This is a genomic window from Roseococcus microcysteis, assembly GCF_014764365.1.
Lineage (GTDB): Bacteria > Pseudomonadota > Alphaproteobacteria > Acetobacterales > Acetobacteraceae > Roseococcus > Roseococcus microcysteis.
On record NZ_CP061718.1, the window covers coordinates 2,296,693 to 2,318,161 of the forward strand.

Consider the following 21,469-nt stretch of genomic DNA (forward strand, 5'->3'; position numbering starts at 1 on the left):
TCGGGGGGTGGGAGACGTTCCCCTACACTCCACCGCCAAGCAGCGCCTGCATGCGAACCCCAACAGGAAGGGACTCGCATGACCAGACGATCCACCGCCGCGGCCGCGCCGGCGCCCACCATCCCGAAGATCCCGCCGACGCAGGTGCTGAGTCGGCTCGCCGCGCTACAGGCGGCGCCCACCGCCACGCTGAAGGACCAATGGCGGGAACTGTTCGGCAAGGAGCCGCCGCCCTGGAACCGGACCTACATCCAGAGCCGGCTGGCCTATCGCATCCAGGAACTCGCCTATGGCGGGCTGAAGCCCGAGACCGTCGACCGACTGGTGGCGCTGGGCGAGCAATTGGATGGCGGCAACGTCGTCCTGCGCCGCATTCGTGCCGACAGCCGGCCGCTGGCCGGCACGCGCCTCATTCGGGAATGGCAGGGCGTCCAGCACGTGGTCACCGTGCGCGTCAACGACTTCGAATTCGAGGGGCGGCCCTACCAGTCCCTGTCCGCCATCGCTCGCCACATCACCGGCACGCGGTGGAACGGCTGGACATTCTTTGGGCTGCGCGCGCGGGGCGACGCATGACCCGCCGCGCTCGCATCGAGCCGGCCATGCCGGCCACCACGAAGAAGCTGCGCTGCGCCGTCTACACCCGGAAGTCTACAGACGAGGGCCTGGAGAAGGAATTCAACACCCTCGACGCGCAGCGTGACGCCTGCGAGGCGTACATCACCAGCCAGCGTGCCGAGGGGTGGGTGCTGGTGCGCGACCGCTACGACGATGGCGGCTTCTCCGGCGGCACGCTGGAACGACCGGCGCTGCAACGCCTGCTGCGCGACATTCAGGCCGACCTGGTCGACGTGATCGTAGTCTACAAAATTGATCGCCTCAGCCGCTCGCTGATGGATTTCGCCAAGCTGGTGGAGGTGATGGACGCGCATGGCGTGACCTTCGTGTCCGTCACGCAGTCCTTCAACACGACCACCAGCATGGGCCGGCTGACGCTGAACATCCTGCTCAGCTTCGCGCAGTTCGAGCGCGAGGTCATTGGGGAGCGAATCCGGGACAAATTCGCAGCCTCCCGCGCCCGCGGCATGTGGATGGGAGGGAAGGTGCCGCTCGGCTACGACGTGGTTGCGCGCAAGCTAATCGTGAATGAGGACGAAGCCCCGCGCGTGCGCCGCGTGTTCGAGATTTTCGCCGAGACGGGATCGGGCATGGAGACGGTGAAGCGCCTTCGTGAGGAGGGGCTCACCAGCAAGGTGGGCCGGCCGCTGGACAAGGGCGACGTCTACAAGCTGCTCAACAACCGGACCTATGTCGGCGAGGCGGCGCACAAGGGAAACATCTATCCCGGCGAGCACCAGGGGATCGTGCCGCGGGAACTGTGGGATCGCGCGCACGCCGTGCTGCAGATCAGCCCGCGGGTGCGCGCGAACCAGAACCGGTCACAGACGCCGGCGCTGCTGAAGGGGCTGATCTTTGGGGTGGATGGACGGTCGCTGTCGCCGACGCACGCCAGGAAGAACGGCCGGCTCTATCGCTACTACGTGGCGCAGCGCGTGCTGAAGGGCGATGCCGCCGGCGACGACAGCATCGTGCGCCGGGTGTCTGCGGCGGAGATCGAGGTGGCGGTGGTGGACCAGGTGCGGGCGGTGCTGCGCCAGCCGGAGATCGTGGTCGGCACCTGGCGGGCGGCGCGCAGGGAGGCACCGGACCTGACCGAGGGCGAGGTCCAGGATGCGCTGCATCGACTTGATCCGCTGTGGGAGCACCTGTTCCCGGCGGAGCAGGCGCGCATCGTGCGGTCGCTGGTGGAGCGGGTGGTGGTCGGCCCGGCCGGCGCAGACATTCGGCTGCGGCTGGACGGGCTCGGCGGCCTCGTCCGCGATCTCACGGCCATCTCACCGAGCGCCCTGATGGCGGCAGCATGACGACCGCGACCAGCATCACGGTCCGGGTGCCGCTGGCCATTCGACACCGGCCCGGCAGGAAGACCGTCGTGACGCCGATGACCGATGGCGTGGCGCCTATCACGACGCGCGCCGACCCGGCGCTGGTGAAGGCTGTGGCCAGGGCGTTTCGGTACCAGCGGATGCTCGATCAGGGGCGCTACGCGTCAATCAGCGAGATGGCAGAGGCGGAGCGAATCGAGCGTGGCTACCTTGGCAGCCTGCTGCGCCTGACGCTCCTGGCGCCCGACCTCGTTGAAGCGGTCCTGAACGGTAGGCACCCGAAGGATCTGCAACTCTCTTCGATAATCAGAAATTCCCTATTTTCGTGGGAAATTCAACGCCAAGCGCTCCATTCGCGTTGCTGACGATCTAGGCCCGGCACGGGACGGACCTCGAGAGAGGGTCAGATTTTCTTGTCGGCAGGCCTCTCCATTGTTGTCATACATTTCGAAGGGAGCTAGTAGGGTAGTGTCACACGGTACAGGGAGACCAGGAGGCATGCCGCGACCCAAGGCTAAAGAACCACGCGCCAAGGTCGCCAGCGTGCGGCTGACCCCGAGTGAATGGACAGAGATGGAGGCCGCCAGCGCGGCCAGGGGTTTTGCGAGCCTAAGTGAATACGTTCGCCACCTTCATGACGAAGCGCTGAAGGCCAATGGCAGCAAGGAAGGTAAAGCGGCAGTTAATCCGCGTGATTTTCCGTTTAGCAATATGCGTCGCCACCTCGATACCGATTTTGGACAGGCAATGCACGGCGACGCGCGCTGCTATTTGTTTGGCGGCGCCAAACCCAAATCCGTGGACCTGATTGTAACTTCCCCACCCTTCGGGTTAGTCAAGAAGAAGGATTACGGGAACGAGGATGCGCACCGATACTGCGACTGGTTTCGCCCATTCGCAGAAGGTTTCCGGCGCGTCCTAAAGGACACTGGAAGTCTTGTGATCGACATTGGCGGCGCTTGGAAGCCAGGCACACCAACGCGTTCGCTCTACCATTTCCAATTGCTCGTGATGCTTTGCGAAGAGTACGGCTTCCACCTGTGCCAAGAGCACTATTGGTGGAATCCGTCCAAGCTGCCGAGCCCCGCGGAATGGGTCAACATTCGTCGCGTTCGAGTAAAAGATGCCGTCAACACGGTTTGGTGGCTATCGCCGACGCCTTGGCCCAAGGCCAACAACCGTCGCGTCCTCGCGCCCTACAGCCCCTCGATGCGGACCCTGCTACGGGACGGCTACACCCCGAAGCTCCGGCCCTCAGGCTGGGACATTTCGGAGAAGTTTGGCCGCGACAACGGCGGTGCCGTGCCGCCGAACCTGCTCGCCATCGCGAACACAGAGTCCAACGGCCAGTATCAGGACTTCTGTCGCCGCAATAACCTGCCGATTCATCCAGCGCGCTTTCCGGACGCCCTGCCCGAGTATTTTATCCGCTTCCTCACCGAGCCAGGCGACCTCGTGGTCGATCCCTTTGGGGGATCCTGCGTCACCGGCGCCGTCGCAGAGCGGCTAGGCCGCAAATGGGTCTGCTGCGAGTTGGAGGAAGACTATCTGAAGGGGGCTGCGGCACGCTTTGGTGACAGCCCGCGGCAGTCGGCGAAGGAGGTCACCTACTCCCTGGCGCCGCCCTGCCGCCTGCCAGTGGACGAGGCGAAGGTGCCCCTCCACGCCGACGGAGGCAGATCGCGGCCTACGCCGCTGCCGCCGATGTCCGATCCGCCGCCGCGGCTGACGCCGAAGCGCCGACGCAGCGAGCAGCCCACCCTTCTAATCCCTGCCGAGTGAGGCCTGCCAGGTCGACCAGCCAGGGCATGCCATCCGGGTGCGGCGCTGGCAGCGGAGCGAGCCCGCTCCGGTCTAAGAGTGCCACCACCGAGGTTCCGAGGAGATCATCCAACGCGCTCGGCTCACGATAGCCGCGCGCGTAGCGGACGACCTGCGAAACAGCGTCACGAAAGGCATCGGCGCTGTCGCCTAAAACGAAGAACTTCGCCTCCAGCACAGCCACGGCCTCGCCGCTGTCGTCATCGAGCACAACGACGTCGGGCCGGTCGGAAGATGCACGAAATCCGTAGGCGCCTAAGATCCCAGCGATGGCGGCCTCTGAAGGCTCAGGGAGCGGTGTCTGGTGTGCCTCCGTGAGCGACTGCCAGTGCACTGAGAACCGACCTATACGCGCTATCCGCCGGTCCCCTCCGGCGAGGAGGTCCAGCGCCGGCCTAGTCCTGGACGCCACGCCCAGCGCTTCGGCTGCTGCGAGCGCAACCGCAAGCTCGAAGCGGCGCCATGCCTCGGTCGGGCCAATCAACGTGTCGGCCAGAACGGCCCTCAGCGCGTCAGGGTCGCCCGACTCCGCCTTGATCAGGACCCTGTAGGCCTCAGCGGCCGCCACGTAGAGTGGCAGACGCGACCGCGCCGCCTCCACCACCGCGGCGCCCCCCGGACGGCGGCCATCGACAAAGGCCGTGCCGGCAGCGCGGACGTGCGCCGACCGTGCGACGGCCTCAATCTCGCCCGACACCTCCATCGCTCGCGGGCGCTGCGGTGATCCCTCCGGCGCCATTGCAACGAAGCGCGCTGCGCCCCGACGCGCCGCTCCTAAGACCCAGAGGAGAACGCGATTTGGGCCCGAGGCGAAGTTCCGAACTGGCTCATGTCCCACCATCAACGTCGGGTGACCGGTGACGAGGCGGCGAACCAGGGTGGCCCTCGCGTCCAAGCGGCCGCGAACCTGACCATCCTCAGTCCGCGGCGACGTGGCGAGCACTGACCGCAACTCATGAGGGTGGCTCACCAGCCGATGTATCAACGCGCGCACTGGAGCTGAGACGGCCCAACGCATGCGGATATGGTCCAGGTCGTCGAGTCGGCGCACGTCGGCGTCTGGGCCGGGCACCACGGCGACGCCGCTGCGGTAGTAACGCAGAAGAACGCCGAGAATGTAGTTGTCGATCGTCGCCTCGGCTCCGGTCACATCGCCACAGCGAATAGCCGCCGCTCCAATTCAACGCGTTCCCCCGCTGGCAACGCAAGTGCGTCTGCCACAGCACTGGCGATACCGGCGGCTTCCTGCCGGGAGATACCGTCCATCATCGGCAGCAGGTAGAGCGAGAAGGCGTCGAGATAGGCCTGCTGGTGCTCTGATGCGGTCGGTGCCGCGGCGAAGTCCAGGTCCTCTGCGATCCCGCGGACCGTTCGGATCGCATCGATTATTGGCGCTGCGCCCACGGCGCGCACTGCGTTGACAGCGTCCCAGACTGCCGCAAGCGGGAGGGGCGCGCCTGCGGCCGGCTCTGTCGCTGCGAGACCCTCGCGCACGAGGAACTCCGAGAGGAAGGCGCGTGTATCGCGCGGCGCGTCCACGAAGATCCAACCGAAGCGTCGCGCCAGCGCGAAGCTCATTTGGTAGAGTGAGGCCTTGTCCAAGGTATTGATAGTGGCAATCAGGCGCCAACCATCACCTGGTGCGTGTTCGTGTGTCGCCGCCCCCGGCTTGGGGCGCGGAAGTATGACGTGCGTCGGGCTCGCTGGGTCGGCGGCGTCGGTGCGGTAGGGAAGCGTCGTCGGCTGGCCACTGAGCACGGTAAAGAGTGGCCCTAGCACCTTGTCCACGTCGCACCGGTTGAGTTCGTCGATTACCAGCGGCCTGTGGAAGTTCTGCAGGAGGATGCCCGGCACGAATCCCACCTTCCCCTCGCCAAGCGGCTGGTAACCGCCGATGATGTCCTGCGAACTCCAGTCGGCCGAGCCGGTCACCATCCGCCAGCCGCTGCCGGAGAGTACTCCGGCGATATGCTGCGCGAGCTCGGTCTTCCCCGTCCCGGGCGGGCCGTAGAGCATGAGGTGGCGCTTGCCCGCGCGAAGGGCCGCGTTGATCTGCCGGTAGACGGCGGGGTCGATCCCGAGAAGCTTCGCCAACTCTGGCACTTCGCGCAGTGGTACTGGCTCGTCTTCGGCCGGATCGTCCTCCTCGCCGTCTACCGCATCCGCCGGTCGAGGGGCAGCCGCGGCAGCTTGGGCGAAGGCGGCGGCGACGTCGCGAACGAGGCGCGCACGCTCCTCCTCCTCGAGACCTTCGTAGACCGGAATGCTACGCGGCGGCATCAGCGCGCTCCGGCCAGCCGAAGACGGGATCCACCTGCACAAGAGCCGACACCGCCGCCGTCGCCTCGGCATAGGTGATGGGCCGTGCAAGCTTCGGATGCTCGAAGACGTCGTCGCCCTCACTCAGCGACACGAGCGCCGCGGCAACGTAAGGTCTCGGCTTGCCGATGTAATCGAGCCGGCCACTCACCGGGTCGAAGTCGCCGAGCATCTGCCCTGAGGATCCGGGGGGCAGGGCGGGCAGGAAGCCAAGTAGGAGCATCCACTCCCAGGTCTCTTGGAAGGCGAAGGTACCATCGTCGAGCCGGATCGCCGGCACGACCCGCGTCAGAACCATGCCGCTCACGCCACCCTTCGTGTTGGCGAATGCAATCCGTTGATCCCCGTGCTGGCCAGCGAGGCTCGCAACAACCCCGCCGTCGTGTACCGCTATGTGGACGATCCAGCGCAGCGGCTTATTCGTCGCGTCCGTAGGCTTAGCCCAGAACCCCGTGCCCTCATTCACCTCACCGCAGTCGGCCAGCGTGCGCTTCTTGGATCCGCAGAGGTGGAGCTCCAGGCCGTGCTCCCCGAGTACACGCGTCAATTCGCTGGCGATGAGTGAGCGCGCCTCGTCGCGTACCCCGGACTGCCAACGCTGCGAGAAGGGCGGACGGTGGAAGTTGACCTGCGCGCCTGGGCTGGCGGCTTCCAGAACCTGCCGCAACGCATAGAGCGCCTTGTCGCAGTCCAGGAGCCCAGGCCGAGTACCACGTGGCCGCGCGGCGGCCGGGATCTCGGTCCGGAACGCTGCAACGATCTGGCGCTTGTGCTCGCCGCTGACGATGGGCTCGAAGTGGTCAGGGAACAGCAAGAAGAGAAGCGCATGACGAACTGGGCGCCTGTCTGACCCGGGAACCGTCGCCAACCACTCCGCGAATCGCCAAGGCGCCTCCGCGTCGCTGAGGAGTGCGACCCGGTCAGCCTCTGGCCGCGTCTTCCAGGCGGCCATCGCGTCGAGCAGGAAACCGAACTCGTCCGGAAACCGCGCAAGGTAGGCGGGGCCCGGCTTGCCGACGCCCATGAGCGCGGCTTCGTCGAGATGGGGTGTGACGCCGGAGCCCGGGAACGCCCAGACCTCCATGACCCGCTCGGCCTTTCGCTCGGCTCCATATTTTGAGTTGTGGGGGAACAGGAGCAGCAGCCAGACAACCTCGGCGGCGAGGTGGCTCAAATGCGGTGGCGCGCCGACGAGTTGCTCACGCAGCTTGTCGAAGAACGACCGATCCGCCCCAATGATCGGATTCGCGCGGAACAAATCCCTCAGCGCTGTCAAGTTATCGGCGGTCCAGAGCCGCTCGTCCCCGAGAATCGAGCCGTCGTCCTCAAAGCAGCGGCTTCGCCATGCTGCCGAGGCATTGAGGACGGCGCCTACCTCTGGGTTCCCCCTCCAACTTGCCATCCGGCTGACCCTCTGTGAAAATTCGTTCCGTCTCTACTACACCCTTTGTCATAAGCTTGGGGGGTGGCAAGACCGCCCGTGTGCTCTCTTCACTTCGGCAGACCCCAAATCGATGCCTCGAATTAGCAAGAAGACCCTGCTCCAGGACGCCGTGGAGGCAATTCGCTCCGCCGGCTGGGAGGTCGCCGTCCTGTCCAAGGCAGGCCAGCACCCGATGCGGCTCCGTATGCGTCGGGGCACCACCGACATTATCACTTGCGTCTACATCTGGGCCGTCTCGCACGGCGGGGGGCGGGCCAGGCCCAGTCACGAGCACCGAATCCAGATCACGAGCGACGTGGCACAGTTTAGGCTGGAAGACGGCGAGAAGACTCTTGTGCTCGGTTGGAGCAGTAAGTTCGGCGTCTATGCCGCCTTCGACGTGACACGGCACGCCGGCCGCCTCGGTTCCTCGCCTTCAATGCAGATTGGGCAGGCGGCGCTCCTTCGGGCCGGGGAGGTTGGCGCTGCGATGCATATGCGTCGCCGCGACGAAGTCGCCATTGCCGTGCGGCCGGACCTGCTCGGGGACTACGTTGAACGTCTCGAGCTTTTGCACAACAAGGCGAGCGCCGCCCGCCAGATCGAGGAGCTTAGGCGCGCCCTCGACCCCGCTCCTGAGGCCGACGTGCTGGTCTCGGAGGAAGCACAGCGAGCGCTCGTCGAACTTGAGGCGGGTCGCAAGCCTAGGTTTGGGGACCTGAATGAGATCGCGCAGAGGCAGACGATCATTGAGCGTCTTGCGGCGATCGAGGAACGGCTCTCCGCACTGGCTCCCGCGAAGATCGGCCACAATCAACCGCCTGAGCCTATTGAAGCCGATCAGGTGTCTCCGATCCTAGAGGCCAGGGATGCCTCGCGCACGATCGCGGTGGAGGTTGCCAAGGCCAAACCCGACGTCGCCGAAGTTGCGCGGCGGACGACGATTCTTGCCGGTATGGCCCGCAAGCTTCGCGCAGCAGGCGGCGGCGTCGCGGACTTCGGAAAGCGCGTGAAAGACAAGGCTCATGATAAAGCGGCGGAGATCGTCGCCACTGCCGTCGTCGGTGGAGGCGCAGCTCTCCACCAGCAGATTGGCAGCGCTCTCAGCAGCATAACTAACTGGTTCAAAATGCTTTTCTGAGGTTCGGCCCGGTCTTTGGGACCATCGCTGAGGGTGTTGCGAGTTACCTGGGCGACGATCAGCTTGGCGTCACGAAAGGTTTTCTGGTTCCGGTTGCCTTTGCCGGGCAGTCGACTTGCTGAATGCCACCAAGCTTCAAGGAGCATCAAAGACGCAAAATCAGTTGGTTAGGGCTTGAGGGCTAAATCGTCCTACCCCCAAGCTTCGGAGACTTTCCCGGCTGCGGAGAGCGATTTCCCGGTTCGTTGCGTTCTCCGACCCTCAAGCCATCGCGGCAAAACCCCAGGAAACCTGCGGTTCACGGCGCTGTTGGCGCATGGGAAATGTCAGGTTGGAAAACCGACTGGAGCAGCGGTGGGAACTGGAATCCAACCTTCGCTGGTGTTCGTGAGACACGTCTCGCCGGCCGACAGTGTTCGCGTACCGTGACTCAACCCGGTCTTGACCCTGACTTTCGCGCTGCGCATCCTGTCGGTAAGGGGCCCTCCGCGATCGCCCCGTGAGGCTTCGGCCCAAGCATCGCGTCCATGCTCCGGCGCCCCGCGCCGAAGGAGGACGCACGTGCCGAGCCCTGACATCATCACACCGAGCCAGCTTGCCCGGCTTCTCGGAACGCCAGACGCGCCGATCATCCTGGACGTCCGCACCGACGAGGATTTCGCCCGAGACCCCCGCACCCTGCCGGGGGCGCTTCGCCGCGACTTCCGCTCCGTTGCCTCCTGGGCGGGCGATTTCGCTGGGCGCCCCCTGGCCGTCATCTGCCAACGCGGCCTCAAGCTGAGCCAGGGCGTGGCCGCTTGGCTCCGCCATGCGGGCAGCACCGCCGAGGCGCTGGAGGGTGGCTTCAAGGCCTGGGCGGCCGGCGGTGGCCTGCTCGTCCGACTGGACCACGTGCCGCCGCGCGACGCCCAGGGCCGCACGGTCTGGGTCACGCGCGCCCGCCCCAAAATCGACCGCATCGCCTGCCCCTGGCTGATCCGTCGCTTCATGGATCCGGCCGCGGTGTTCCTCTTCGTCGCTCCGTCCGAGGTGCCGGCTGTCGCCGAGCGCTTCGGCGCCACGCCCTTCGACATCGATGGCGTGTTCTGGAGCCACCGTGACGAACTCTGCACCTTCGACGTCATGATCGAGGAGTTCGGCTTGGCCTCCGACCCGCTGCTGCGGCTGGCGGCCATAGTGCGCGGCGCCGACACCGCACGGCACGACCTGGCGCCCGAGGCGGCGGGGCTATTGGCCGCCTCGCTCGGCCTCTCGCGCATGTATCGGGAGGATCTGGCGCAGCTCGACGCCGCGATGGGCCTCTACGACGCCTTCTATCGCTGGGCGCGCGACGCCACGGCCGAGACCCACAACTGGCCCACATCAGGAAGCAAGGCATGAACCCCGACACCGCCAACAAGGCCGGAGCGACTCCCCGCACGCTGGCGGAGGCGCAACTGCCTTCCTTCGCCGAGGCACTGCGCGTCTGGTGGCGCATCGGACTGCTGTCCTTCGGCGGCCCGGCCTGGCAGATCGCGCTGCTGCACCGCGAGGTGGTGGACCAGCGGCGCTGGGTTTCCGATGCGCGCTTCCTCCACGCGCTGAGCTTCTGCAACCTGCTGCCGGGGCCTGAGGCGCAGCAGCTCGCCACCTATCTCGGCTGGCTGCTGCATGGGGTGCGTGGCGGGTTGGCCGCCGGGATGCTGTTCATCCTGCCCGGCGCCGTGGTGATGCTGGCACTGTCCGTCATCTACGTCACCTTCGGCCAGGTGCCGGTCGTAGCCGCGCTGTTCTTTGGGCTGAAGGCGGCCGTGTTGGTGCTGGTGGTGGAGGCGCTGCTGCGGGTGGCGCGCCGCGCGCTCAAGACCAGCGCGGCCTGGGCCATGGCCGGGGCGGCCTTCCTCGCGCTGTTCGCCTTCAGCGTCCCATTCCCCCTCGTCGTGCTGGGCGCGGCCCTCATTGGCTATCTGGCGCCCGGGGCCTTCCGCGCCAGCGACCACGGCAAGGCCAAGGACGGCCCGCCCGCCCTGCTGGACGCCGTGCTGGCCGCCGACCCAGGCCGCCCCGCACGGCTGGCCGCGCAGGCCTGGCGCGCGGGCTGGGTGGCGGTGGTGCTCTGGCTGCTGCCCACGGCGGTGCTGATGCTGGCCGTGGGCGGCGTCTTTGCCGATATCGCTTGGTTCTTCTCGGTGATGGCGGTGGTGACGGTGGGCGGCGCCTATGCCGTGCTCGCCTATGTCGCGCAGGAAGCGGTGCAGGGATATGGCTGGCTGAGCGCCGATCAGATGCTCGTCGGATTGGGGCTAGCGGAGACCACGCCGGGCCCGCTGATCCTGGTGCTGCAGTTCGTGGGCTTCCTGGCGGGGCATGGTGCTGCGGGCATTCTCTACGGCGTGCTCGCCTCAGTGCTGGTGCTGTGGGTGACCTTCGCGCCGTGCTTCGCCTGGATCCTCCTGGGCGCGCCCTTTGTCGAGCGGCTGCACGGCAATCGCAAGCTGACTGGCGCGCTCGCCGCCGTGACGGCAGCGGTGGTGGGCGTCATCCTGAACCTGGCGCTGTGGTTCGGGCTGCGGGTGCTGTTCGCCGAGGTGCGGGAGGTGCGCTTCGGCCCTCTCTCGCTGGACGTGCCCATGCCCGGCAGCCTGGATGTGCTTGCGCTCGCCCTGGCCGCGCTGGCCGCGCTGTGCGTGTTCCGGCTGAAGCTCGGCCTCATCCGGACGCTCGGCGTGACGGCGGCGGCGGGACTCGCCGCGAAGCTCGTGCTGGGGTGATGCGTGGCGTAGCAGGTGGCAGCCCGATCCGGCGGATTCTCGTCGCGCGCGGGCTGCGCGACTTCGGCGATGGCCTGGTGGCGATCCTGCTGCCGGCCTACCTGCTGGCACTCGGCTTCGGTGCGGCCGAGGCGGGGGCGGTGACAACGCTGGCGCCGCTTGGCTCGGCTTTGATGACGCTGAGGGCCGTTGTTGCCGTCGCTCGGCTCGATCCGCGCCGCCTGCTCAGTGCTGGCTGACGACCGTCAGCAGGCTCGATTTCGCCGTGGCGGCGTGCGCTACCTGCATATGACATCCTCATCCTTCGCCTACGCCGGGGTGAGGGCACGACGCTGGTGCTGATCGCGCTGGCCGTCGTAATCGTCGGACAGCTGCCTTCACCTACCTGCCAGTGATGAACGCCATCTTTGGATCAACCCCGCTGACGTTGGCCGACGGAGCGCTGATCCTTGCCGTCGGCGTGGTGAGCTTCGTGCTACTGGAGATCGAGAAGCTCTTCCTCGCAACCGTTTCCGGGGGAAATTGCCCGGACGGTCGGGGCATCCGTCACCCTCCCGCTGTGGGCCCGTCGATGTAGCGGACCACCAGGTCACGCAGCGTGACGATGCCGACCAACTGCCTGCCATCGACCACCAGCGTGTGCGTCTGGCCGAGGCGTTGCATGAGGCGGATTGCATATCTCACCCCCATCTCTGCATCCACGCTCAGGGCGGGCTTGCACATCACCTCGTAGAGGTGGGTGCGTGACGGCACGCGGTTGCCGTTGACCACTTCCCGCGCGATGTCCCCCACCAGCACAAGGCCGTACTCGTCACGCTCATTGCGCCGTTCCACCACCAGAGAACTGATATTGCGCTCGCGCATCATGGCCAGCGCATCGCTCACTGTGGTGAGGCCGTCCACGACCACGGCATCGGGCGTCATCGCCTCGCGCACCGGCAGGTGATACTGCTCGCCCTTCACAGCTTGTCCTCCACTTGCTTCGCCAGGAAGCGGATCTGCGCTTCCAGCCCAACCGCGTCCTCGATCGCAATCTGGAAGGCAATGCCGGCGCCTGGCTCGGCGTCGAACCCCCCCGCCTTGGCGATCGCTTCCAGGATGCCGCGCGCCAGGTGTTCCTCCACCACCAGAAGCACGATGTCGCGCTGGCTGGCGAGGTCCAGGCCGAAGAAGGTCTTCTTCGCCTTCAGCCCCTCGCCGCGCGCGCTGGGGATGGTGGTGGCCCCCGTGGCGCCGGCCTCGCGGGCGGCTTTCAGAACCTCATCGAGGCGGTCATCCTCGACAAGGACAAGTAGAAGCTTAAACCGCATCGATTCCTCCCCGGTTCTGACCTCGCTGAAGCCGCGCCTGCACCGCCGAGAAGGCGAGCACACTGGCCACGGGCGACAGCAGGGCAAACAAGATTACGCCAAAACCATCCGTCAGGGGATCGCGTCCAGGGATGGCGGTGGCCACGCCCACCGCGAAGGCCGCCACCATGGGCACGGTGACCACCGATGTCGCAAAGCCGCCGCAGTCAAAAGCGAGCGGCACGAGTTGCCGCGGCGCAAGCGCGACGAGGACCGCGATCAGGCTGACCAGCCCTGCCACCGCCCACGGCAGCGGCAAGCCGGTGACGATCCGAAGCGTACCCAGAAGCAGCCCTAGCGAGACGCCGGCCGCCACCACAAGCCGCAGCGCCATCGGACGCAGCGTGCCACCCGTCATCGCCCCCACCCGCTCGGCAATGGCCGTCAGCGCGGGCTCGACCATGGTGGTGGCGAAGCCCAGCGTCGCGGCGAACAGGTATAGCCAGAGGAAGCGCGTCCATGGCACCTCGCCATCGGGCGCGGCGGCGAGGCCTGGGGCGGTCAACCGTTCCGACAGATCTGCACCGATGGGCAGCAGCGACCATTCCAGCCCCAGCCGGAACAACGCGAGGCCCAGGAGCACGTAGGCGGCACCAATCAGCACTCGCGGAAGGTGCGGCGGCCGTCGGCGCAGGATGAAGGCCTGGAACCCACCTACCACCAGCACGACCGGCGCCGCATCCAACAGCGTCGCCACAAGCGCTGCAAGCAGGTCAGCCGCCATGGAATTCATCCGCCGAGCACCAGCGCACCCAGGATGACAACCAGCATGGGCATCAGGCTCGCCAGCGCCACCACGCCGAAGCCGTCCGCGAGAGGTCGCCTTCCGCCGATGACGGTGGCCAAGCCGATGCCCAGCGCCGCGATCAGCGGAATGTTGATGGCCGAGGTCGCCGCCGCCCCCGCATCGAAGGCCACGCCGAGCAGCGGCGTATCATGCACCAGTCCGACCATGGCGACGAGGCCGTAGCCGCCGAGCAGGAACCACCAGGCGGGCCAGCCCAGGATGATGCGCAGGCAGCCCAGCACCACCGCAGCGCCGACGGCGGCGGAGGCGGCATAGCGCAGCACCGCCGCGGTCCGGGCCGCCCCCTCCGCGCCGCCCTCGATCAGGCCGGCCTGCGCCGCTGCCGCGCCGGCCTTCGCCGTGACGGCATACAGCGCCGGTTCTGCCACCGTGCTGCCGAAGCCAATGGCAAAGGCGAAGGCGAGCAACAGGAAGATGTTTCCACGCCGTGCAAACACGTCGGCCAGCGCCTCGCCGAGCGGGAACAGGCTCATGGCCAAGCCGCGCACAAAAAAGGTGAGGCCCAGCACGACCAGCAGAGCGCCGACAAGTTTCGTTTCGATATCGGGCGGCGGTGCGCGCAACACAACGGCGTAAAAGAAGCCAACCACCAGCAACAGAGGCACGAGGTCCCTCAGGTTTTCCAGCAGCACCCGGACCAACCCCGGAAGTCGCTCCATACTGTTGCACCTCCCCTGTCGTGGGAGGCTCGCTGGCCTTGCCCCAAACTTCGATCACCACCTACATAGGTGACGACACCTTGGTTGAGGAGACGAAAAATGCGCCTGCTCTGCGCAACCGACCTTTCCTCCCGCTCGGACCGCGCTGTGCGCCGCGCAGCCATCCTCGCGAAGGAGACCGGGGCGGAGCTGGTGCTGCTTTCGGTGGTGGATGATGACCGGCCTGAACTCCTCCTCGCGAGCGAGCGGCGCGACGTGACCCATCAACTCGCGGACCAGGCACGCGGCATGCCGGAGATGCAGGGCCTCAACCCGCGCTTGCGGGTGGAGGTGGGTGACCCGTTCGATGCGATCATCCGCGCAGCCGATGAGGAGAAGGCGGACCTCGTCGTGATGGGCGAGCATCGTCGGCGCCTGCTGCGGGACATGTTCATCGGCACGACGATCGAGCGCGTGATGCGCCTGGGCGGCCGACCGGTGCTGATGGTGAACCGCCCGTCAGAGCGTCCTTACCGCCAGGTGCTGGCTGCCGTGGACATCTCCGAGCCATCCGCCTCGGCGCTCCGCGCGGCGACCCGGCTTGGCTTCGCAAAGCGTGGAGACCTCACGGTCTTTCACGCCTTCCTGCAGCCCGGGCGAGGCAGCATGGTGCTCGCGGGCCTCACTTCGGAAGCCATCGCAGGCCATGTGACCGCGACTGCCGTGCAGGCCCGGACGGATGTGAGCCAGTACCTCCGAGGGCTCGATGTCGATCTGGGACCACAATTGCCGCCGATCGTGGTGCATGAGGGTACGCCGGCGGAGGCGCTCAAGGAGACGGTAGCGCGCCTTTCGCCCGATCTTGTGGTGATGGGTACCCGCGCTCACGGTGCCATTGGACGATTGCTGCTCGGCAGCACCGCCGAGGAGGCGCTGCGGACGCTCGATTGCGACGTTCTGGCGGTGCCGCCCGACGCAGAATGACGATGGTGGGCGCATCGCATGAATGAGCCAGATCATGACCAAACCGTGGAACTGGGGCAGTCCCGACCGACCGGAGGGGCCTGAACCCGAAAGACCTACCCCCTTGGAGCTGACAAGGAGGCTGGCGTGGCGGACCGGGCTGCTCGGGGCCGGGATGTTCCTTGCACTGACAGATGATCCATCACGCAACCTGAGAATGAATGCAGTCGCGTATCTCGTAGCTTTGGTTTGGTGCCGCTGCGACGGCGCCTTCTCGGCTGGGCGGTGGGGCGCAGCAGCCTTCGAGGCGGTCATCTGGTACCTCGCGGCTGTGGGGTTTGCGCGGCTGCTGGTACTGGCGTTTGGAAGTCCGTCCGCATCACTGCCGTAGACGTCTGTCCAGCAGCCGCTCCGCCATATTGTTTGATGCGCATCAATGCATCTGCCGCGATGGCCGGCGAGAGTTCCGGCTCGCCCAAGCAGATGGAGGACAAGATGCCCGAGATCGACGGCCAGGACGAAACCCAAATCCGCGAGATCGCCTATTTCCTATGGCTGAACGAAGGCTGCCCGGAGGGGCGCGCCGATGATCATTGGACGCTAGCCTGCGGCATGCTCAACGTATCGATGCCTGCGGCCGGCGAGCCACAGCCAACGACGCCCGCCCCCGTGCCTGATGCCCTGGCGGGCACGCCGGTCGCAGCGGACATCCAAGCGAGGCTTTGAGACGGCTTCCCGCCAGGTTCAGTGGCGCGGCATGCCGATCCACCATCAGGCTCACCTGCGCAGCGAGCCAAAGTGGCGGGCGCCGCCATGCGAGGCGCCCGTCGCCAGGCTGCAACGGCGCCTTCGCCTGGGGCTCATCCAGCGGCTCGGAGATGGGTGCACCCCCGAAACTCGTGTCGGAGCGGTGGCGCAGACCGCTGCGGCCAGGACCATACCCCCGCCACCGCTCCAGCCCTGATCTTGAAGGAAGGCCATCATGTCAGACGCCGTCATCGCCTGGTTTGGGGAACTCGGGCTCCAGGATGTGCCGAGGGTTGGGGGCAAGAATGCCTCCCTCGGCGAGATGGCGCGCAGCCTGGGCAAGGAGGGCGTCAGCGTCCCGGACGGCTTCGCGACGACAGCCGCCGCCTACCGGGACTACGTCGCCGCCAACGCGATCGAGGCGCCGCTGCGTGCGCGTCTCGCCGCGCTGGCCGCCGGGGACGAGACGCTGCAGCAGGCCGGCGAGGCGATCCGCGCCATGTTCCTGGCGGGCCAGTTCCCGAAGGCCACCTCTGAGGCCATCCGCGCCGCCTACCGCGAGCTTGGCCGCCGCCGCGGCGGTGCGGCAGCACCCGCCGTCGCCGTCCGCAGCAGCGCCACGGCCGAGGACCTGCCGCAGGCCAGCTTCGCCGGGCAGCAGGAAAGCTTCCTGAACGTGCGCGGCGAGCAGGAGCTGCTCGACACCTGCCGCCGCTGCTACGCCTCGCTCTTCACCGATCGCGCCATCAGCTACCGCCAGGCGCAGGGATTCGATCACCTCGATGTGGCGCTGTCGATCGGCGTGCAGGCCATGGTGCGCTCGGACCTGGCGGGCTCGGGCGTGATGTTCTCCATCGACACCGAGACCGGCTTCCCCGGCGCGGTGGTGATCAGCGCCGCCTGGGGTCTGGGCGAGACGGTGGTGCAGGGCACGGTGGAGACCGACAAATATCTCGTCTTCAAGGCGCTGCTCGATGAACCCCGCTTCACGCCGATCCTGGAGAAGACGCGCGGCGCGAAGGACCAGAAGATGATCTACGCCACCGGCGGCAGCGCCCGCACCGCTATGGTGGAGACCACGCGGCGCGAGCGTGAGGCGCTGGTCCTGGACGACGCCGAGATCCTGCAATTGGCGCGGTGGGCCGTGGCCATCGAGCGCCACTACGGCCGGCCGATGGACATGGAATGGGCCAAGGACGGCGAAACCCAGGCGCTGCACATCGTGCAGGCGCGGCCGGAGACGGTGCAGGCGCAGCGCGCGGCGGCGAGCGGCCTTCGCACCTGGCGGCTGAAGGACCGGCGGGCGCTGCCGTTGCTGAGCGGCGCGGCCGTGGGCGATGCGATCGCGACGGGCGAAGTCTGCCTGATCCGCGGCCCACGCGACATCGCGCAGTTCCGCGACGGCGCCATCCTCGTCACCGAAGCGACCGACCCCGACTGGGTGCCCATCATGAAGCGCGCCGCGGGCATCGTCACCGACCAGGGCGGCCCGACCAGCCACGCCGCGATCGTCAGCCGCGAACTGGGCCTGCCTGCGGTGGTTGGAACCCGGACCGCAACAGCCACGCTCCGCGATGGCGATGCCGTGACGCTCTCCTGCGCCGAGGGCGATCAGGGTCATGTCTATCAAGGCACCCTCGACTTTTCCGTGGCGGACATTGACCTCGCTGGCCTGCCCCAGACCCGCACGAAGATGATGCTGAACCTGGCCAACCCCGCCGCGGCGCTGCGCTGGTGGCGGCTGCCCTCGGCGGGCGTGGGGCTGGCGCGGATGGAATTCATCATCAACGCCCATATCCGCATACACCCGATGGCGCTGGTCCATTTCGACCGCGTGCAGGACCCCGCCGCGCGGCAGGAGATCGAGACCCTCACGCGGGGGTTCGCCGACAAGACGGAGTTCTTCGTGGACCGCCTGGCGCGCGGCATCGCCAAGCTGGCGGCGCCCTTCCACCCCAACCCCGTCATCGTCCGGCTCAGCGACTTCAAGAGCAACGAGTATGCCCATCTGATCGGCGGCGCCGCCTTCGAGCCGGTCGAGGAAAACCCGATGCTCGGGCTGCGGGGGGCTTCGCGCTACTACAGTGAGCGCTACCGCGAAGCCTTCGCCCTGGAATGCCGCGCCCTGATGCGTGTGCGCGAGGAGATCGGCCTGGACAATGTGGTGGTCATGGTGCCGTTCTGCCGCACCCCGGCCGAGGCAGACCAGGTGCTGGCGGAGATGGCGCGGCACGGGCTGGAACGCGGCCGCGACGGGCTGCGGGTGTATGTGATGTGCGAAATCCCTTCCAACGTGATCCTGGCGGAGGAATTCGCGGCGCGCTTCGACGGCTTCTCCATCGGCTCCAACGACCTCACGCAGTTGGTGCTCGGCGTGGATCGGGATTCCGCGGAACTGCGCGGGCTGTTCGACGAGCGCGATGCCGCGGTGACGCGGATGATCGCCGATGTCATCGCGCGCGCCCATGCCTGCGGCGTGACGGTGGGCATCTGTGGGGAGGCACCCAGCAACCATCCCGAATTCGCAGCCTTCCTGGTGGAGCACGGCATCGATTCCATCTCGCTCAACCCGGACAGCTTTGCCGCCACCGTTCCGCGGGTCGCGGCGGCGGAGGCGAAATGCATCTCATGATCCGCGTCCCCGGATCAGGGCTTGTGATGGACGATGCAGCGGTGGGGTCGGTGCTGATCACGGATTGTGGGGCGATGCTGGCGCGTGGTGCCCGCTCCCGCATCACGCTACCTGCCGCTCCGCCAATTCGACCGACAGCGTCGCCGCCGCCAGGTCGAGCGGGGCCGCGGAGATGTTTCACATCCAGTCTGGGCTCCCCGGGATACGGAGGATGAAGGCGTGCGCAACCTGCGCGTCCTGGTGCAGCAAAAGAGTGACGCGGCCTGAAGCGTAATGCGCCGGGTATGGGGAGGGTGGCGGTGAGCGAGCGCGATGGACAGTGGCGCAGCGCTAGCGGCTTCGTGCTGGCGGCGCTTGGTTCAGCCGTCGGCCTCGGGAATGTCTGGCGCTTCTCCTATGTCGCCGGGGAGAACGGTGGCGGCGCGTTCGTGTTCGCCTACCTTGTCGCGGTCCTGGCTCTCGGCATCCCGCTGCTGATCGCAGAACTTGCGATCGGGCGATCTGCCCGTGCCGACGCAGTAGCTGCCTTCGCGCGTGTCACGCCTGACATGCCCTGGCGCTGGGCGGGTTGGCCCGGGGTGGCCGCCTGCATCACGATTCTGGCCTACTACCCGACAATTGCCGGATGGGTGGCCAACTACCTCTGGCGCTTCATCGTCCAGGGCGTCGACGCGCCCGGCACGATGGACCACGCAGCCCAGTTCCGCGACATGCTGTCGGATCCCGTCCAGGCGATGGGATGGCAGGCCTTCGTGCTGGTAACCGGGGCGGCCGTGGTCGCGCTTGGCGTCGCGCAGGGAATTGAGCGTGCGAGCAGGATCCTGATGCCGGTCTTCGCCATGCTGCTGCTGCTGTTGGCGCTGCACGGCCTGACGCTCGATGGCGCGGGGCAGGCGCTGCGTTTCCTGTTCCGCCCCGAATGGTCAGCGCTGCTCGAAACCAGAACCTGGCTGGCGGCGATCGGGCAGGCTTTCTTCTCCATGGGTCTCGCCATGGGAATCCTCGTCGCCTACGGCGGCTACCTTCCAGCCAGCCAGCGTCTTGTGCCTATGACGCTCGCGGTGGCGGCAGGTGATACCGCGGTGTCGCTGGTCGCGGGGCTCATGATCTTCCCGGCGGTCTTCACCTACGGCTTCGACCCGGCGCAGGGCACGACATTGGTTTTCGCCGTGCTGCCCGAGGTCTTCGCGGCGATGCCGCTTGGTCACGCGGTCGCCGTCCTGTTTTTTCTGCTGCTGCTGATCGCCTCAAGAATCCCCTCATTTCCGGTGACGCGGTTCTGGCGCCGATTCGGCGGGGTTCTGTAGCTGTTCCAAGCTTGGTCGGTTTGGAGCATGGACATGGTGGAGCGGGGTCGGACAGGTGGGCGGCTTGAGGATGTCCGTGCCTTCATTGGCGGCGTCTACGGGCCTGATCTGCACGCCAAGCGGGTTGATGCCCTGGCCGGCGCGACGCTGGGCGTGATGGCCGGCGCATCGCTCGCGGTGTCGCTGATCGGCCAGGCGCTGGCGCAGGCCCGAGGCCTTTCGACCAAGCACGCGGTCAAGCAGGTCGACCGGCTGATGAGCAACGCCGGCATCGACGTGTGGGACAGCTTCGCCCGTTGGGTGCCGCAGCAGGTGGGCCCCCGTCCCGACATCCTGGTGGCAATGGACTGGACCGAGTTTGCCCATGACGGCCAGTCGACCCTGGTGCTGAGCTTGGTCACCGGCCATGGCCGGGCGGCCCCGCTGATCTGGCTTTCCGTCTGGAAGGAGGAACTGGCCGACCGGCGCAACGACTATGAGGACGCCTGCCTGCGTCGCCTGGCCGAGACGCTGCCGCCGGACTGCCGGGCGACGATCCTGGCCGACCGCGGCTTCGGCGACCAAAAGCTGTTCGCGTTCCTGGCCGAGTTGGGCTTCGGCTACGTCATCCGCTTCCGCGGCAACATCCACGTCACCGATGCCGCCGGCGAGACCCGGCCCGCGGCCGAGTGGGTGGGCAAGGGCGGCCGCGCCCGCAAGCTGCGCGATGCGCGGGTGACCGCGCAGGGCCAGCCGGTGGGTGCGGTGGTGTGCGTGCATGCCAGGGGCATGAAGGAGCCTTGGTGCCTGGCGGCCAGCGACCCCGAGGCGACGGCGGCCATGCTGGTCAACCACTATGCCCGGCGCTGGACCATCGAGCCGCAGTTCCGCGACACCAAGGACCTGCGCTTCGGCATGGGGCTGTCGGCGACGCGTGTCGGTGAGCCCATGCGACGGGACCGGTTGCTGCTGGTCAGCGCCTTCGCCATGGCGCTGCTGACGCTGCTCGGCACCGTCGGAGAGAGCCTGGGGATGGACCGCCAACTCAAGTCAAACACATCGAAGACCCGAAGCCATTCGCTGTTCCGCCAGGGCTGCATGCTCTACGAACTGATCCCGAACATGCCCGAGCACAGGCTCGCGCCGCTGATCCAGGCCTTTGCCAAAGCCCTCTCAAACGCAGCCGAATTCAACGGCATGTTCGCTCAGCAGAAATGAGGGGATCGCTGAGGCTGATCGCAGCACTAACCTCGGTAATGGCGCTGTTGGAGGTGCCGGTTTCAATTCTCCTGGCACGGCTGGGATGGGCTCGCTGGCGCGCGGCGGCATTCGTTGCGGTTGCAGCCTTCCTGTTCGGCCTGCCCGCTGCTCTCGACGCCTGGATGCCGCCAGGCTGGCTTGCGGGCGATCGGCCTGTTCTGGACCGCCTCGATCTGCTCGCCTCGGACATCCTGCTGCCCCTGAGCGGCATCGCAATCGCGATCGTTGCTGGGTGGCGCTGGAACCGCGCCGAGGCGCTCCGCGCCACCAGCATCGCCTCGTCACGCACCGCGGCGCTTTGGCTCTGGAGCCTGCGCGTTGCGCTCCCAATTGCCATCGCGCTGACGATGGTGCGCGGCCTCGGCTTGCTTTGATCGAGCCGCGGC

At 67.1% G+C, this 21,469-nt stretch carries 21 protein-coding genes and 1 pseudogene; 15 read left to right on the forward strand and 7 right to left on the reverse strand.

Annotated features, from left to right (window positions below; translation table 11 throughout):
- Positions 1–78 precede the first annotated feature (78 nt).
- The 4 genes from ICW72_RS11110 (at position 79) to ICW72_RS11125 (ending at position 3,728) form a co-directional block, all read left to right on the forward strand.
- On the forward strand, positions 79–576 hold the full coding sequence (locus ICW72_RS11110) for a DUF2924 domain-containing protein (protein ID WP_223880540.1): 498 nt from the start codon (positions 79–81) through the stop codon (positions 574–576).
- Positions 573–1,925, forward strand: coding sequence for a recombinase family protein (locus ICW72_RS11115; protein WP_191082765.1), 1,353 nt, complete (start codon positions 573–575; stop codon positions 1,923–1,925). The genes ICW72_RS11110 and ICW72_RS11115 overlap by 4 nt, the downstream gene beginning before the upstream one ends.
- Positions 1,922–2,311: a hypothetical protein gene (locus ICW72_RS11120; protein ID WP_191082766.1), complete on the forward strand. Its 390-nt coding sequence runs from the start codon at positions 1,922–1,924 to the stop codon at positions 2,309–2,311. The genes ICW72_RS11115 and ICW72_RS11120 overlap by 4 nt, the downstream gene beginning before the upstream one ends.
- A 133-nt stretch (positions 2,312–2,444) precedes the next feature.
- Positions 2,445–3,728, forward strand: a complete 1,284-nt coding sequence (locus ICW72_RS11125) for a DNA-methyltransferase (protein WP_191082767.1) — start codon at positions 2,445–2,447, stop codon at positions 3,726–3,728.
- Here ICW72_RS11125 and ICW72_RS11130 read toward each other — a convergent pair.
- Genes ICW72_RS11130 through ICW72_RS11140 form a run of 3 tightly spaced genes read right to left on the reverse strand, consistent with a single transcriptional unit; the run spans position 3,634 to position 7,362 of the window.
- Positions 3,634–4,917 (reverse strand): hypothetical protein, encoded by a 1,284-nt coding sequence (locus tag ICW72_RS11130; RefSeq protein ID WP_191082768.1) that lies wholly within the window; start codon positions 4,915–4,917, stop codon positions 3,634–3,636. The two genes, ICW72_RS11125 and ICW72_RS11130, sit on opposite strands and share 95 nt — an antisense overlap.
- The gene (locus ICW72_RS11135) at positions 4,914–6,047 is read right to left on the reverse strand and encodes an AAA family ATPase (protein ID WP_191082769.1); all 1,134 of its coding nucleotides are present in this window, start codon (positions 6,045–6,047) and stop codon (positions 4,914–4,916) included. The genes ICW72_RS11130 and ICW72_RS11135 overlap by 4 nt, the downstream gene beginning before the upstream one ends.
- Positions 6,034–7,362, reverse strand: coding sequence for a hypothetical protein (locus ICW72_RS11140; RefSeq protein WP_191082770.1), 1,329 nt, complete (start codon positions 7,360–7,362; stop codon positions 6,034–6,036). Before ICW72_RS11140 ends, ICW72_RS11135 begins: the two co-directional genes overlap by 14 nt.
- Positions 7,363–7,600: 238 nt before the next feature.
- Here ICW72_RS11140 and ICW72_RS11145 point away from each other — a divergent pair, with 238 nt between their 5' ends.
- From ICW72_RS11145 to ICW72_RS21335, 5 genes and pseudogenes are all read left to right on the forward strand, one after another.
- Entirely contained in the window at positions 7,601–8,650 is a 1,050-nt protein-coding gene (locus tag ICW72_RS11145) for a hypothetical protein (RefSeq protein WP_191082771.1), read from the forward strand.
- 561 nt (positions 8,651–9,211) lie between these two features.
- On the forward strand, positions 9,212–10,030 hold the full coding sequence (locus ICW72_RS11150) for a chromate resistance protein ChrB domain-containing protein (RefSeq protein ID WP_191082772.1): 819 nt from the start codon (positions 9,212–9,214) through the stop codon (positions 10,028–10,030).
- A complete protein-coding gene (gene chrA, locus ICW72_RS11155) occupies positions 10,027–11,400 on the forward strand; it encodes a chromate efflux transporter (protein ID WP_191082773.1) in 1,374 nt (457 codons plus the stop codon). Before ICW72_RS11150 ends, chrA begins: the two co-directional genes overlap by 4 nt.
- A complete protein-coding gene (locus ICW72_RS11160) occupies positions 11,400–11,639 on the forward strand; it encodes a hypothetical protein (RefSeq protein ID WP_191082774.1) in 240 nt (79 codons plus the stop codon). Before chrA ends, ICW72_RS11160 begins: the two co-directional genes overlap by 1 nt.
- 143 nt (positions 11,640–11,782) lie before the next feature.
- Positions 11,783–11,977, forward strand: a pseudogene (locus ICW72_RS21335) (hypothetical protein); the annotation flags it as partial.
- Here ICW72_RS21335 and ICW72_RS11165 read toward each other — a convergent pair.
- Genes ICW72_RS11165 through ICW72_RS11180 form a run of 4 tightly spaced genes read right to left on the reverse strand, consistent with a single transcriptional unit; the run spans position 11,947 to position 14,216 of the window.
- The gene (locus ICW72_RS11165) at positions 11,947–12,363 is read right to left on the reverse strand and encodes a CBS domain-containing protein (protein ID WP_191082775.1); all 417 of its coding nucleotides are present in this window, start codon (positions 12,361–12,363) and stop codon (positions 11,947–11,949) included. The pseudogene ICW72_RS21335 and the gene ICW72_RS11165 sit on opposite strands and share 31 nt — an antisense overlap.
- Entirely contained in the window at positions 12,360–12,710 is a 351-nt protein-coding gene (locus tag ICW72_RS11170) for a P-II family nitrogen regulator (RefSeq protein WP_191082776.1), read from the reverse strand. Before ICW72_RS11170 ends, ICW72_RS11165 begins: the two co-directional genes overlap by 4 nt.
- The gene (locus ICW72_RS11175) at positions 12,700–13,473 is read right to left on the reverse strand and encodes a DUF1538 domain-containing protein (RefSeq protein ID WP_191082777.1); all 774 of its coding nucleotides are present in this window, start codon (positions 13,471–13,473) and stop codon (positions 12,700–12,702) included. Before ICW72_RS11175 ends, ICW72_RS11170 begins: the two co-directional genes overlap by 11 nt.
- A gap of 5 nt (positions 13,474–13,478) precedes the next feature.
- Positions 13,479–14,216 carry a DUF1538 domain-containing protein gene (locus ICW72_RS11180; protein WP_191082778.1) on the reverse strand — a complete coding sequence of 246 codons (738 nt, stop codon included), beginning with the start codon at positions 14,214–14,216 and terminating at the stop codon, positions 13,479–13,481.
- Positions 14,217–14,315: 99 nt separating this feature from the next.
- Between ICW72_RS11180 and ICW72_RS11185 the strand changes: the two genes are divergently transcribed.
- From ICW72_RS11185 to ICW72_RS11210, 6 genes are all read left to right on the forward strand, one after another.
- Complete coding sequence (locus ICW72_RS11185; RefSeq protein WP_191082779.1) at positions 14,316–15,179, forward strand: universal stress protein; 864 nt, start codon at positions 14,316–14,318, stop codon at positions 15,177–15,179.
- 474 nt (positions 15,180–15,653) lie between these two features.
- Positions 15,654–15,884: a DUF2934 domain-containing protein gene (locus tag ICW72_RS11190; protein WP_191082780.1), complete on the forward strand. Its 231-nt coding sequence runs from the start codon at positions 15,654–15,656 to the stop codon at positions 15,882–15,884.
- 256 nt (positions 15,885–16,140) lie between these two features.
- Complete coding sequence (gene ppsA / locus ICW72_RS11195) at positions 16,141–18,537, forward strand: phosphoenolpyruvate synthase (RefSeq protein ID WP_191082781.1); 2,397 nt, start codon at positions 16,141–16,143, stop codon at positions 18,535–18,537.
- Between the two features lie 299 nt (positions 18,538–18,836).
- Entirely contained in the window at positions 18,837–19,844 is a 1,008-nt protein-coding gene (locus ICW72_RS11200; protein WP_191082782.1) for a sodium-dependent transporter, read from the forward strand.
- A gap of 33 nt (positions 19,845–19,877) precedes the next feature.
- Positions 19,878–21,041, forward strand: a complete 1,164-nt coding sequence (locus tag ICW72_RS11205) for an IS4 family transposase (RefSeq protein WP_191086069.1) — start codon at positions 19,878–19,880, stop codon at positions 21,039–21,041.
- A gap of 38 nt (positions 21,042–21,079) precedes the next feature.
- Positions 21,080–21,457 carry an SLC5/6 family protein gene (locus ICW72_RS11210; RefSeq protein WP_191082783.1) on the forward strand — a complete coding sequence of 126 codons (378 nt, stop codon included), beginning with the start codon at positions 21,080–21,082 and terminating at the stop codon, positions 21,455–21,457.
- The last annotated feature ends 12 nt before the right edge of the window (positions 21,458–21,469 follow it).